The sequence below is a fragment of the Streptoalloteichus hindustanus genome, assembly GCF_900129375.1.
Taxonomy (GTDB): domain Bacteria; phylum Actinomycetota; class Actinomycetes; order Mycobacteriales; family Pseudonocardiaceae; genus Streptoalloteichus; species Streptoalloteichus hindustanus.
Window position 1 is genome coordinate 910,484 of the sequence record NZ_FQVN01000001.1, and the last position, 12,603, is coordinate 923,086.

Below are 12,603 nucleotides of genomic sequence, written 5' to 3' on the forward strand. Positions count from 1 at the left end.
CGCTCCGCGCCATGAGCAAGTGGGAGTACGCCACCGTCCCGCTGTTGATCCACGCCACCAAGCAGATCCTCGACCAGTGGGGCGAGGACGGCTGGGAGCTGGTCACGGTGTTGCCGAACCCGACCGGCGAGCAGCACGTGGCCTACCTGAAGCGGCCGAAGGGGAACTGACGTGGCCGGCTGGAAGCAGCGCCTGGCCGAGCTGGGCGTCGAACTGCCGAAGGTCGCCGCGCCGGTCGCCGCCTACGTGCCCGCGACGCGCAGCGGTTCACTCGTGTTCACCTCGGGCCAGCTGCCGTTCGTGGACGGGACGCTGGCCGCGACCGGCAAGGTCGGAGCGGAGGTGAGCCCGGAGGAGGCCAAGGAGCACGCGCGGCTGTGCGCGCTCAACGCGCTGGCCGCCGTCGACGCGCTGGTCGGCCTGGACTCGGTGACCAGGGTCGTCAAGGTCGTCGGGTTCGTGGCCTCCGCCGAGGGCTTCACCGGGCAGCCGGCCGTCGTCAACGGCGCCTCCGAGCTGTTCGGCGAGGTGTTCGGGGACGCCGGGCAGCACGCCCGGTCCGCGGTCGGGGTCGCCGAGCTGCCGTTGGGCGCGCCGGTCGAGGTCGAACTCGTGGTCGAGGTCGGCTGAGTCCGTGCGGGCCGCACGGGACTGTCACGAGCTGCTGCTCCGGCTCGCCGGCCGCCTGCCGGACGAGTTGTTGTGGCGGTACCGGGACTGGTTGGCCGGCGGGGCGCTGGACGTGCTCGTCCGCGCCCTGCCGCGCACCCTGTTGCACGACCGGGTCGGTCTGACCGCGCACGAACACCGGTTGCTGACGGCTCTCTCTGGGGAGGGCGCGGACCCGGCGATGCTGGCCGCGGTGCCGGTGGTCGCCGAGGCTCCTGCGCCCGACTGCGTCTTCGGCGCCGAGCCTCCGGACGGGGCCGGGCAGGCCGACCAGACGCTCGTCGTGCTCGCCGCGGCCCTGCGCGGCCGGCCCGCTGTCCGCGAGCTGCGGTGCGGCTGGCGCACCGGGCGGGACGGCGCCGTCCGCAGGGTTCTGCTCGTCACCGCGACCGCGGCCCACGCGGAGCTCGCCGCCGAACTGCAGCGGGTGCTGCGCGCGCTCGGCGAGCACGACCCGTGCGTGGAGGTCCTCCCGACCGACCTGCTCGACCTCCCCGACTACCACCGCGCCGCGTTGGCGACGTCCGAGTTGGTGGGTGTGGGCGCCGCGGTCGTCCACGCCTAGCCGTCGTATTCCCGCCGCCCCTCGATTCCGAGATCGGCTCGTGCGCACGGGCCGGAAGGAGGCCCGCCGTGGACGGACAGGCGTTGACGGACCGGCTGCACCACCTGCTGCTCGCCCTGGCCGGAAGGATCGACGACGACGCGTCGGCCGCGGCGCGCGAGCTGGTCGCGGTGGCCGAACCGGAGCGCGCGGTCGAGCTGCTGGTCGGTTGTCTGCTCGCCGGCCGGATTCCGGTGACGTCCGGTGAGAAGTACCAGCTTCGCCAGCTCCTCGACGCCACGCGGTCCGCCGCGGCGCTCGCCGACCGGCTCACCGTGATCGACGAGCTGCCCGCCGATCCGCACCGGTTCCACGACCGGGACGAGCCGGCGAACGGGCTCCACGAGGCCCTGGCACTCGTCGTCGACCGACTCGCCGGAGTGCGGTCCGTCCGCGCCACCTGGAGGGTGACGCCCGCCGGCGCGACGCCGGGTGCGGTGCCCCGTCGGGTCGTCCTCGTGGAACTGGACCGGAACGCCCACCCGGCGGCGGTGGGTTACCAGGTGGCCAGCGCGTTGCGCGCGGGGGAAACGCGGGCGGCGGTGGAGGTTTACCGCACCGGGGACGAACTGCCCGACTACCACCGCAAGGCGCTCGCCGCCGCGATGCCTGTCCGTCTGGAGACGGCTCCGGCCGAGGAAGCGCCCAAGCCGACGCGGTTCCGTTCGCTGGTTCCGGTGGGGGAGGCTCCGAAGTCCGTCGTCGAGGAGGCCGCCGCGATTGAGGTCTCGCCGGAGCCAGCGGACGACCAGCGGGCTGAGGCGCCGGACGGGCCCCAGGACGAGGCGGTGGAGCCACCGACCGACGACGAAGCCGCCGTCGACGTTTCTCCGGTGGTGGCCGAAGGGGGCTCGGCGACCACCGGGGACAACCCGGTGCGCCTACCCGCGGCGGTCGACGCGAAGCTCACTGACCGGGAACGGAACCTGTTGGCCCGTCTGCACGAGGAGTTGGCCCAGCGGGAGCGGGGCGGCCGGCGGGAGAGCGGGAAGTGGCAGCTGGCGAGACCGGCGGGGGAGGCGCTGACGGCCGCCGACCCAGCGCCGGGGGTGACCACCTGGAGCGCCGGTCCTCCCGTCCCGGCACCCAACGGCTACCCGCACCTGTCCGGTGGGACCTCGGCGTTTCCGCCCAACGGGTGAGGCAGGGCTCGCCGTCCGGCCACGGGGGCCGGGACCACGTCCCGCTCAGGCCGGCAGGGCGCGCAGCGCCTCGGTGAGCGTCACCCGCTGCTCCACGTCGAGCGGGCGGAACAACCGGGAGGCGATGCGTCCGGTCGCCGCGTCGATCCGGCGCCGCACCGGGTCGTCCGGCAGCAACGCTCTGAGCTGGGCCGTCGTGAGACCCTCCGCGACGAGCACGTGCGAGCGCGCGTCGGAGCGGTGGACAGCCAGGGCGCACAACCGGTCGAAGAGCCGACCGGCCACTCCGGTCGCGGGGCTCGCGGCGGTCCAGGCGTCGAAGGCGGGGCCGGGCGAGGTGCCGGTCGCGCAGCACACCAGTTCGTCCAATGTGGACGCCAGATCGACGGGCTCGCCCCAGACGGCTCGCGCCGTGCCGTCCACCAGGTCCAACAGGGCGCGGGACACGACGCGGGCGGCGTCGCTCGCCTCCAGGTGATCACCGCTGGTGCGCAGGAACCCGTCGGCGGCCAACTCGGCGAGCGCGATGTCGAGGCCGTCGTGCTCCTGGAGGAGCGCGGCGACCAGGTCCGTGTGCACCGGTCCCACGAGTAACAACGTCCGCAGGCCGAACAGGACGGCGCTGTGCCGGCGGACTCCGTGTTCCCGGTACAGCGCGTCGCGCTCCGCGTCGAGGCGCGCGTCGATTCCCCGCACCAGTCGGTGGACCTCCCGGTCGACGTCGGCCGCCGTGCCGCAGGAGTCCGCGCTGTCCAGCGCCACCCGGGCCGTCTCGACCTGGTCGTCGGCCGGTTCCCCTGTCGGGTCCGGCGTTCCCCTGTCCGCGAGGTCGAGCCGCATGCGCAGCGCCACGGCCAGCAGCTCGCGCGAGTGGTCCCAGTTCCCCGCCTCGAAGTGGGCCCTGCCGGCCTGGTCGAAGACGAGGGGGAAGTGGTCGGCCAGCTCCGGCAGCCGCCGGACGTCCTCGACGCACCGGTCGAACTCGGTGATCGCCTCGTCCAGCCGGCCCCGCCACTGCAGGGCGCGGGCCAGCCGGCACCGGGCCAGGACTGTGGACGGCTCGGGGCCGTGCCGCTCCGCCAGGCGCATCGCGATGCGCAGGTGCTCCTCGGCGACGTCCAGTCGCCGAAGCACCCGGGCGGCCTCGCCGATTCTCGTGTGGTGGGCTCTGGCCGCGGCCGGCTCGACGGGTTCCGGGCTGCGCAGGGCCTCCTCCAGCCACGCCGCCACGCGGTCCGGGCGCTGCAGTCGCTCCTGGAGGGTCTCCGGATCGAGGGTGTGGGCGAGGAGGTCGGTTTGCTGTGGGGTCACCAGGTGTCCTCGGGCGGTCACGGGCGGATACCCTAGTGATCGACCGAGAAGCGTTCGCGTTAACGCGAATACCTCGGATGTCCTAACCGGCGGCTCGTCGCGCGGCGGCCAGGACGCGCTGGAGGTGCAGCCCGCGGCGGACGTCGCAGGGGTGCTCGGCGGTGCCGCTGTGCACCATGGCGACGAAGTCGTCGAGCAGGTTCGTGTAGCACTCCTGGGGAGGCGTGGACCGCCCGCTGAGCGTCCGGTCGCCCTGGTCCCCGTAGACCGAGAAGTCCACGATGGTGGGTTGCACCGGTAGGTGCAGCGACATGGTCAGGGTGCTCGTCGCGCCACCGTCGTGGCCGAGCATGAGTTGCCAGAGGTCGCCACGGGAACGGTGCGCGGCGAGGACGTCGGTCACCTCGCCGAGCGCGGCGTCCATGAGATCGATCGCGTGCGGGCCGATGTCCGCCAGCGCCCCCTCGGCGTGCCGCCACTCCGAGGTGGCGTGCGTCTCGGACAGCAGGGCGCCCGACAGCCAGCGCGCCGTTCCGCCCACCCAGCCGCCGACCCGGCCGAGCTCGGCCAGCCAGGACTGGGTCTCGGGCGCGAACCGGCGGGTGAGCATGACCAGGGAGGCCACCCCGGTGTCGGCCACCGCGTCCGCCAGCCGCCCCACACTGTCCACTGTGGACCCTACAGGCTTTTCCAGGATCACGTGCTTGCCCTGCTGTGCCGCCGTGAGCGCGAGCTCGGCCTGTACGGACGGCGGAACGGCGAAGGCCACTGCGTCCACAGTGGACAGTAGTTCCGCCGGGTCGTCGCAGACCTGGGCGCCGTAGCCGCCGGCCAACTCCTCGGCGGCGGCCCGCCGACGTGCCCACACGGCCGCCAGCCTGGTTCCCGGGTGGTCCGCGATGCCCGGCGCGTGCACCCGCCTGGCCCACGGCCCGGCTCCCACCAGCCCAACCCGAAGCTGCTCGTCCACGCGCCCATCCTGCCCCGGCGTCGGGAGCCCGTCCCGACGGCCACCACCCTGACCGCGCGAACCGCGACCGCGAACCACGTGTCCGGACGCCGTTCAGGTCAGGCTTTCCGTTCTGTCGCCAACAGGTGGGTGACCTGTCTAGGGTCGGGGCGTGCCCCAGTTGCCCGAGGACCTGACCCTGCCGGAAGGCCTGATCCCGGACGAGCCGCCCGTGCGTCCCGCCCAGCCGAGGGACGCGGCCACGGTGGCGCTGGTCCGCGAGGGTGGCGCCGGCATGGAGGTGTTCCTCCTGCGCCGCGTGGTCGGCATGGCCTTCGCCGGTGGCATGAGCGTGTTCCCCGGCGGTGGCGTCGACCGGCGGGACGCCGACACCTCGGTGGCGTGGGCCGGCCCGGAACCCGCCTGGTGGGCCCGGCGGTTCGGGTGCGCGCCCGAGCTGGCCACGGCGCTGGTGTGCGCCGCGGTCCGGGAGACCTTCGAGGAGGCCGGTGTGTTGCTGGCCGGCCCCGACGCGACGTCGGTGGTGGCCGACACCACCGGGTACGCCGACGCCCGCCAGGCCCTGGTGTCCCGGGACGTGTCGCTGGCCCAGTTCCTGGCCGAGGCCGGCCTCGTGCTGCGCTCGGACCTGCTGCGCCCGTGGGCGAACTGGGTGACGCCAGCGGAGGAGATCCGTCGCTACGACACCCGGTTCTTCCTCGCGGCCCTGCCCGCTGGCCAGCACGCCGACGGGGCGACGACCGAGGCGGTGGACGCCGCGTGGCAACGACCTGTCGAGGCGCTGGAGGACTGGCGTGCGGGTCGCCGGGCACTGCTGCCGCCCACCTGGATGACCCTGGCGGAGCTGGCCGAGTGCGGCTCGGTGGCGGTGGCGTTGTCCACGGCTCTGACGGGCGAGCGGACGATCGAGAAAATCGTGCCACGGGTGGTGCGCCGGGGCGACTCCCTGCGCGTCGTGCTTCCGGGTGATCCGGCGTACGACACGGCCGCCGGCCACCTGGACGCGCGGCCCGGCGACCGGCTGGAGCACCGGTGAGCGGGTTCGTCGAGGGGGTGCGGGCCGAGCACCCGGCGTACGGCGTCCTGCGGCCGGTCACCTCGTGCGCCTCGGTGCTGCTCGCCGAGAACCCGTCCCCCATGACCCTGGACGGGACCAACACCTGGGTGCTGCGGGCCCCCGACGCCGCCGCGTGCGTCGTCGTGGACCCGGGCCCGGACGACGAGGTCCACCTGCGCCGGCTCGCCGAGCACGGCCCGGTGGCGCAGGTGCTGCTCACCCACGGGCACGCCGACCACTCGGCCGGCGCACGTCGGTTCGCCGAGCTGGTCGGCGCTCCGGTCCGGGCGCTCGACCCCGCTCTGCGCCTGGGCTCCGAAGGACTGGCCGACGGGGACGTCGTCGAGGCCGCGGGCGTGGTCGTCCGTGTCCTCGGCACGCCGGGGCACACCTCCGACTCGTTGTGCTTCCTCCTCGAGGGCGAGGGCGACCCGGGCTCCGTCCTGACCGGCGACACGGTGCTGGGCAGGGGAAGCACGATGGTCGCGCACCCGGACGGTCGGCTCGCCGACTACCTGGAGTCCCTGCGCCGGTTGGCCGACCTCCCGCCGGGGACCGCGGTCCTGCCCGGGCACGGCCCGGAGCTGGCCGACGCCGGTCAGGCCGCCCTGGCCTACCTCGCGCACCGGGAACAGCGGCTGGGACAGGTGCGCCAGGCCCTGGCCACCCTCGGCCCGGAAGCCACCGCCCGCCAGGTGGTCGAGCTGGTCTACGCCGAGGTCGACGTCGCGTTGTGGCCGGCGGCGGAGCTGTCCGTCCGAGCCCAGCTGGAGTACCTCCGCGAGCACCGGTGAGCACGCCGGCGAGACGCCGCCCGTCCGCTCAGTCGTGCGCCTTCCGGGCCCGGTAGGCCCTCACCTTGGTGATGCTGCCGCACGCCCTGCCCCCGGGGCCGACTCCGCGTACATCGAGCACCAGGTCCGGCTGGCGTTGCGGGAGTGGTCGTAGAACACCCACTGGCGGTCCTGGGCTGCGCGGGGTTGGCCCTGGTGGTCACCGTGCTGGCCGCGGGCTGGGAGTTGCGCCGGCCCTCGGCGAAGGCGGTCACCGTGGGCGGATCGGCATGACCACGTAGCGCAGGTCCACGCCGTCGGGCGCGGGCTCCACCGCCGTCAGCCGCGTCGACTGGTGGGCGCCGCGGATGCCGAGGCGCACGGTGGTGCCCGCGAACGCTTTGAGCGCCTCGCCCAGGTACTGGGCCCGGTAGACGCGGGTCAGCGGCTCGCCGTCCACCCTGGCCACCAGGGTCTCCTCGGCCTCGCCCGAGGCGGGGTCCGAACCCTGGACGCGCAGCTCGTCCCCGCCGACCGCCAGCCGCACGGAGGAGAACGGGCCCGCGTAGGGCGCGACCCGTCGGACCGCGGCCGCGAGCGCGTCGGCCGCCACCAGGACCTCGCAGTCCACTGTGGACGTCAGATACCTGGCCTCGTCCGGGAACGGGCTGGCGAGGACGCCGCACCCGACCGCGGCGCCGGGCCAGGACAGGGCGGCGCGGTGCGGGTTGGCCGGATCGCAGCGCAGTTCGACCTCGGCGGCCCCGGCGGCCTGGCGCGCCACCTCCGCGAGCAGCGCGGCGGGGAGCAGCACGTCGAGTCCCGCGCACCGGGGTTCCCAGGGCAGCGAGGCGACCGCCATGCGGTAGCGGTCGGTCGCGACGAGGACGAGGCGCTCTCCCTCGGAACGAACGCGCACTCCGGTGAACAGCGGGATGGTGTCGTCCCGGGACGCTGCGCCGGCGACGGGGACCAGGGCCGCGGCGAGGGCGGAGCCCACCAGGCGCCCCGCGACCGTTGGTGGCTCGGGCACACCGGGGTGCGTGTCGACATCGAGCAGGGGCAGGGCGAAACGCGCCGACGGCGTGCGGATCGCGAGCCGGGAACCCTCCACGACGAGCCGCACGTCCGGGGAGTCCAGCGCGCGCAGGGTCTCCGCGAGTGGGCGCGCGGGGACGAGCACCTGGCCCGCCACCCGGGTGGTGGCACCGCGCCGGAGGCGAACCGCGCGGTCCCGGTCCGTCCCCGCCAACTCGACGCCGTCCGGGTCGGCGCGCACCAACAGCCCCGAGAGGACGGGGTCGAGGAGTCGCGCGGGCAGGAGCCGAACCAGGTTTCCCGCCGCTTCCGCCAGGTCAGCGGTTCGCGCGGTGACGTCCATGGCGGCGCCCGTGACGGCGTTCATGGCCCGGACGGTAGGCGTCGGCCCCGACATTCCCCGTTCACCGAATGGAGGTTTCCCCGGTGGGGAGGGGGCCGTAGCTTCGCGGTGAGGGGGCGAGGAGGCGGTCATGTGCGAACGGCACGGCGGCCAACTGAGCCGACGGACGTTCATCGCCGCGGGCGGCGCGGCTCTGGTCGGGACGGCGTTCCCGGCGGCGGCGGACGCCGCGGCCGAGGAGACCCGAACGATCACCGGCAGGTTCGAGCCGGGGGCCGCCGACTGGTACTACCTTCCGGTGAAGGTGCCGGCCGGAGTGCGGGAGATCGAGGTCCGGTACCGCTACGATCGGCCGGACCCGCCACCCGGAGTTCCCGGCAACGCCCTCGACATCGGCTGTTTCGACCCGTCCGGCCACGATCTGGGCGACCGCTACGGTTTTCGCGGTTGGTCCGGCGGTTTCCGCGACGGGTTCGTGATCAGTCCGACCGACGCGACGCCGGGGTACCTGCCGGGGCCGATCGAACCCGGCACCTGGCACGTGATCCTCGGCCCGTACACGGTCGCGCCGCAGGGGCTGAACTACGCGGTCGACATCACGCTCCGGTACGGCACACCGGGTCCGCCGCACATCCCGGTCCCGGCGCCGGAACGGGCGCGGGGCCGTGGGCGGACGTGGTACCGCGGCGACTGCCACCTGCACACCGTGCACTCCGACGGGCACCGAACGCCGGCCGAGCTGGCCGCGGCGGCCAGGGCCGCCCGGTTGGACTTCGTCGTCTCGACGGAGCACAACACCTCGTCGGCCGGGTCGCGGTGGGGCGAGCACGCCGGCGAGGACCTGTTGATCATCAACGGGGAGGAGGTCACGACGCGGTCCGGCCACTGGCTCGCGCTCGGGCTGCCCGCCGGCCACTGGATCGACTGGCGGTACCGGGCCGAGGAGTCCGACCGGTTCCGGCGGTTCCGGGACGAGGTCCACGCCGTCGGCGGACTGGCGGTCGCGGCGCACCCCTACTGCCCGTACGTCGGCTGCTCCTGGGGTTTCGGGTACCGCGAGGTGGACCTGGTCGAGGTGTGGAACGGCCCGTGGACGGCCGACGACGAGCACGCGGTGCGGACCTGGGACGGCCTGCTGCGGGCCGGCGAGTGGGTGCCCGCGATGGGCAACAGCGACGCGCACAGCCACTCCGACGTGGTGGGTCTGCCCCAGACGGTGGTGCTGGCCGACTGCCTGTCCACCCGCGCGGTGCTCGCCGGGCTCCGACGTGGGCAGGCGTGGCTGGCGGAGTCGGCCCAGGTCGAGCTGGCGATGCGGGCCACGAGCCCGCTCGGCCGCGCGGTGGGCATCGGCCGCCGGCTGCGGGTCGCGCCCGGCGTCCCGGTCGAGGTGGCGCTGGACCTGGGCGGGGTCCCGGGCTGTGAGGTCCGGCTGGTCACTCCGGACGGCGTGACGCACGCCGACGTGGTGCCCGCGTCCGGATCGACCTCGGTGCGCTGGACCACGAGGGCGCGGGACACGGCGTGGGTGCGGGCCGAGGTGCGGCGGCCGACCCCGACCGACACGACCCCGGACACGATGGTCGCCCTGACCAACCCGATCTTCCTCGGGGTCTGAGGGGCGCCGAAGAGCTGACGACCGGGGCCGTCTCCGGCCCGAAGACGCTCCAGCGCCGGAGCGCCTCCGCTCGGGAGGGCGGCTCCGGCGCCGGAAACCGGACGCGTTGGGGCTAGTGGGCGGCCAGGGACAGCTCGTCCCGGGACGCGGACGACTCCTCGGTCGCCTGCGCGCTGCGCCGGATGGTGTGGCGGAACAGCCAGACGACCAGCGCCAGCACCAGGCCGGAGCCGGCGGCCGCCAGGAACGCCTCCGCCGGGCCGTAGGCCTCGACGAGCTGCCCGCTCAACGACTGGCCCACCGCCAGGCCCAGGGTCACCGAGGTGACCACCCAGCCGAACGCCTCGGCCGCCATCGACGGCGGCGCCACCTGCTCGATGGTGGCGGAGTGGGCGGTCGACTGCGGCGTGATCAGCACGCCCACGGCCAGCAGCGCCAGGGCGAGGCCGAACAGCGTGGACGGCACCGCGGGCAGCAACAGCAGCAGCGAGAACCCGGCGAGCAGCGCCGGCAGGCGCAGGTGCATCGGTCGCGGCCAGGGGCGCATGCCGTACAGCACCCCGAAGAGCACCGAACTCAGCGACCACAGGCTGAGCAGCAGGCCACCCGCGGTCGGGTGACCGGCGTTGCGGGCGGCCGCCGGCACGGCGACCTCGACGAAGCCGATCGTGACGCCGAACCCGAGGGCCGCCACGGCGAGCGTGCGCATGCCGGGGTTGGTCAGCGGACCCAGCAACCTGCCCTGGGGCCGCTCGTGGCGCTCCGGCCGCCAGGCGCGGACCGTGGCCGTCCTGGCGAACCCGAGACCGCCGAGGGCCATCAGCGAGGCGGCGACGACCAGGCTGGTGCCCGGCCAGGGCGCGGCCATGAGCACACCGGCCAGGCCGGGGCCGAGGATGAAGAACACCTCCATGCTGATCGCCTCGTAGGCGTAGGCCGCGTGCCGCGCCCGCCCCGGCGGGAGCAGCCGGGACCACATCGCCCGGGAGGCCGGGCTGACCATCGGCTCGGTCAGGCCGGTCAGCGCGGCGAGCACCACCAGCAGGGGCACCGGCGCGCGCAGCTCGATGGCGGTCACCTCGACGGCCACCACCAGCGCGAACACCGCGATGGTGAGGGTGAGGGGGCGGGTGGGCCCGAACCGGTCGTACAACCGGCCCTGCGCCACGGAGCCGACCGCGACGCCGACCAGCGCCCCGGCGGCGACCACGCCGGCGGCGGCGAACGACCCGGTGACCTTCTCGACGTAGAGCAGCAGGGAGAGCCCCACCATCGCCACCGGGAGGCGGGCCAGCAGGGACGCGAGGACGGGGCCGCGCGCGCCCGGCGTGGTCAGCGCGGCGCGGTAGTCCGCGAGGGAGGCAGAGTGGGACATGCGTACCAGTCTGCCAAAGAGTGGTACGACCGTACCAGTCTATGGCGGTGGGTTTCGTCACCCCCCTCCACCCGACGACGCCGCAGGTCGCCGAGCTGGGCGGGGTGACTGGTCGGCAGGGGCTGCCCCTGGAGAACGGCAGCCGTCCGCCGCGCTCCGTAGGGCAGAACGGGTGGTTCCGAGCGGACGTTCCGCTGGCCGGCAGATGCTGCGGCGCCCCGCCGCGGTTGGTCCGTCAGGGTGCGAACGTCCTTCGGGTCATCGCGGTACCCCGCTCACAGGACGTGACATTTGTTGCGGCCAGGTCACGCGGTGCGAGTTTCTGGGTGAATCCGGGCAACGAACGTTGGCTTTTTGCCGTCCTGGAGGGTGACAACGCTTGAGTGGGCGGGTCCGGCGCCGCCATGGTGGCGGTGTCGGTCGTGTCTTCAGCGGGTACCCGCACCACAGCGAGCTCGCGGAAACCCAGCCATCGCTTCCTCCGGCGCAACGGGTCGGGGCCGAGAGCGCCGGAGGCGGGGGAGCGTGGTCGGTCGGGGGACGGACCACGCCACACACGGGGGGTCGGTGCGCCGCGTCGGGGGCGGCGCCCGGCCCCCCGTGTCTTCGCCCACCCACCGGTTCCGTACGGACGTGATCCGGCCGGTCCGACAGAGAGATCAGGTCGACGCGTGATCCGAACGGCGAGGGAGGCCCGCCTCCCGGGAACGGCGGCGCCGCCCCTGACGTCCTGTGCCGTCCACCGGTGTCACCCACCCGAGCGAGTGAACGGACTCTCCTGTGCCCGCCACCGAGCCCACAACGCTCGCGGCGGTGGCGAGCCGACACACGTGAAGGCCCCGCGCCAGAAGCACGGGGCCTTCACGTGGCTGGTGATGTGGAGCCGTGGGGCGGCGACGAAGCCGACCCGCACGGCCCGCGCGGGCATCCCCGGCGTGGACCGCCGACGGAACCCGCGTGACGCGCTCGGTGCCTCCCGGTCAGCGGGCCCGGCGGGCCAGCCGCTCCGGATCGAGGATGAGCACGCTCTTGCCCTCCAGCCGGAGCCAACCGCGATGCGCGAAGTCGGCGAGCGCCTTATTCACGGTCTCCCGCGAGGCGCCGACGAACTGCGCGATCTCCTCCTGCGTCAGGTCGTGGGTGACCCGCAGCAGGCCGGCCTCCTGGCTGCCGAACCGCTGCGCGAGCTGGAGCAGCGCCTTCGCTACCCGGCCCGGCACGTCCGTGAAGATCAGGTCAGCCAGCATGTTGTTGGTCCGCCGCAGCCGACGGGCCAGCACCCGCAGCAGCTGCTCGGCGATCTCCGGCCGCTTGCCGATCCACTCCCGCAGGGCGGGACGGTCCATCGTGTAGGCCCGCACCTCGGTGACCGCGGTCGCGGTCGAGGTGCGCGGGCCCGGATCGAAGATCGACAGCTCGCCGAACATGTCGGCCGGCCCGAAGATGCCCAGCAGGTTCTCCCTGCCGTCCGGCGACTTCCGCCCGACCTTCACCTTGCCCGACTGGATGATGTAGAGCCGGTCGCCGGGCTCGCCCTCCGAGAAGATCACGTGGCCCCGCGGGAACTCCACGGGCTCCAGCGACTGCCCGAGAGCCTCCGCGGCTGCCGGCTCCACACCCTGGAAAATGCCCGCCCGGGCCAGGGTCTCGTCCACCTCGTCCCTCCTATGAGACGCGGCGGCCGTCTGTACAGTGCCGGCCCT

At 74.3% G+C, this 12,603-nt stretch carries 14 protein-coding genes; 8 read left to right on the top strand and 6 right to left on the bottom strand.

Features of this window, described 5'->3' with window-relative positions; genetic code table 11:
* Positions 1-11: 11 nt before the first annotated feature.
* The 4 genes from BUE43_RS33250 (at position 12) to BUE43_RS04335 (ending at position 2,415) form a co-directional block, all read left to right on the top strand.
* Positions 12-170, top strand: coding sequence for a Sp36 family protein (locus BUE43_RS33250; protein WP_143173929.1), 159 nt, complete (start codon positions 12-14; stop codon positions 168-170).
* Position 171: 1 nt separating this feature from the next.
* Positions 172-630 (top strand): RidA family protein, encoded by a 459-nt coding sequence (locus BUE43_RS04325; protein WP_073479939.1) that lies wholly within the window; start codon positions 172-174, stop codon positions 628-630.
* A 4-nt stretch (positions 631-634) separates the two neighbouring features.
* Positions 635-1,234, top strand: coding sequence for a hypothetical protein (locus BUE43_RS04330; RefSeq protein WP_073479940.1), 600 nt, complete (start codon positions 635-637; stop codon positions 1,232-1,234).
* A gap of 68 nt (positions 1,235-1,302) precedes the next feature.
* Positions 1,303-2,415 carry a hypothetical protein gene (locus tag BUE43_RS04335; protein ID WP_073479941.1) on the top strand — a complete coding sequence of 371 codons (1,113 nt, stop codon included), beginning with the start codon at positions 1,303-1,305 and terminating at the stop codon, positions 2,413-2,415.
* Between the two features lie 45 nt (positions 2,416-2,460).
* On the opposite strand, the gene BUE43_RS04340 is transcribed toward BUE43_RS04335, so the two are convergent.
* Positions 2,461-3,726, bottom strand: a complete 1,266-nt coding sequence (locus BUE43_RS04340; RefSeq protein ID WP_073479942.1) for a tetratricopeptide repeat protein — start codon at positions 3,724-3,726, stop codon at positions 2,461-2,463.
* An 82-nt stretch (positions 3,727-3,808) separates the two neighbouring features.
* Complete coding sequence (locus tag BUE43_RS04345) at positions 3,809-4,696, bottom strand: Gfo/Idh/MocA family protein (RefSeq protein ID WP_073479943.1); 888 nt, start codon at positions 4,694-4,696, stop codon at positions 3,809-3,811.
* 160 nt (positions 4,697-4,856) lie between these two features.
* On the opposite strand from BUE43_RS04345, the gene BUE43_RS04350 reads away from it, so the two are divergent.
* Positions 4,857-5,732, top strand: a complete 876-nt coding sequence (locus BUE43_RS04350; protein ID WP_407697091.1) for an NUDIX hydrolase — start codon at positions 4,857-4,859, stop codon at positions 5,730-5,732.
* Complete coding sequence (locus tag BUE43_RS04355; protein ID WP_234995521.1) at positions 5,729-6,547, top strand: MBL fold metallo-hydrolase; 819 nt, start codon at positions 5,729-5,731, stop codon at positions 6,545-6,547. The genes BUE43_RS04350 and BUE43_RS04355 overlap by 4 nt, the downstream gene beginning before the upstream one ends.
* Positions 6,548-6,607: 60 nt before the next feature.
* Here the strand turns inward: BUE43_RS04355 and BUE43_RS32555 are convergent, their stop codons facing one another.
* Positions 6,608-6,706 carry a CGNR zinc finger domain-containing protein gene (locus BUE43_RS32555; RefSeq protein WP_234995522.1) on the bottom strand — a complete coding sequence of 33 codons (99 nt, stop codon included), beginning with the start codon at positions 6,704-6,706 and terminating at the stop codon, positions 6,608-6,610.
* On the opposite strand from BUE43_RS32555, the gene BUE43_RS35570 reads away from it, so the two are divergent.
* Positions 6,692-6,820 (top strand): hypothetical protein, encoded by a 129-nt coding sequence (locus tag BUE43_RS35570; RefSeq protein WP_268844410.1) that lies wholly within the window; start codon positions 6,692-6,694, stop codon positions 6,818-6,820. The genes BUE43_RS32555 and BUE43_RS35570 overlap by 15 nt on opposite strands.
* Here the strand turns inward: BUE43_RS35570 and dnaN are convergent.
* Positions 6,798-7,931, bottom strand: coding sequence for a DNA polymerase III subunit beta (dnaN, locus tag BUE43_RS04365; protein WP_234995523.1), 1,134 nt, complete (start codon positions 7,929-7,931; stop codon positions 6,798-6,800). The genes BUE43_RS35570 and dnaN overlap by 23 nt on opposite strands.
* A gap of 106 nt (positions 7,932-8,037) precedes the next feature.
* On the opposite strand from dnaN, the gene BUE43_RS04370 reads away from it, so the two are divergent.
* Positions 8,038-9,525, top strand: coding sequence for a CehA/McbA family metallohydrolase (locus tag BUE43_RS04370; protein WP_073479945.1), 1,488 nt, complete (start codon positions 8,038-8,040; stop codon positions 9,523-9,525).
* 112 nt (positions 9,526-9,637) lie between these two features.
* On the opposite strand, the gene BUE43_RS04375 is transcribed toward BUE43_RS04370, so the two are convergent.
* Positions 9,638-10,900: an MFS transporter gene (locus BUE43_RS04375; protein WP_073479946.1), complete on the bottom strand. Its 1,263-nt coding sequence runs from the start codon at positions 10,898-10,900 to the stop codon at positions 9,638-9,640.
* 980 nt (positions 10,901-11,880) lie between these two features.
* Positions 11,881-12,555 carry a Crp/Fnr family transcriptional regulator gene (locus BUE43_RS04380; RefSeq protein WP_073479947.1) on the bottom strand — a complete coding sequence of 225 codons (675 nt, stop codon included), beginning with the start codon at positions 12,553-12,555 and terminating at the stop codon, positions 11,881-11,883.
* Positions 12,556-12,603: the final 48 nt, after the last annotated feature.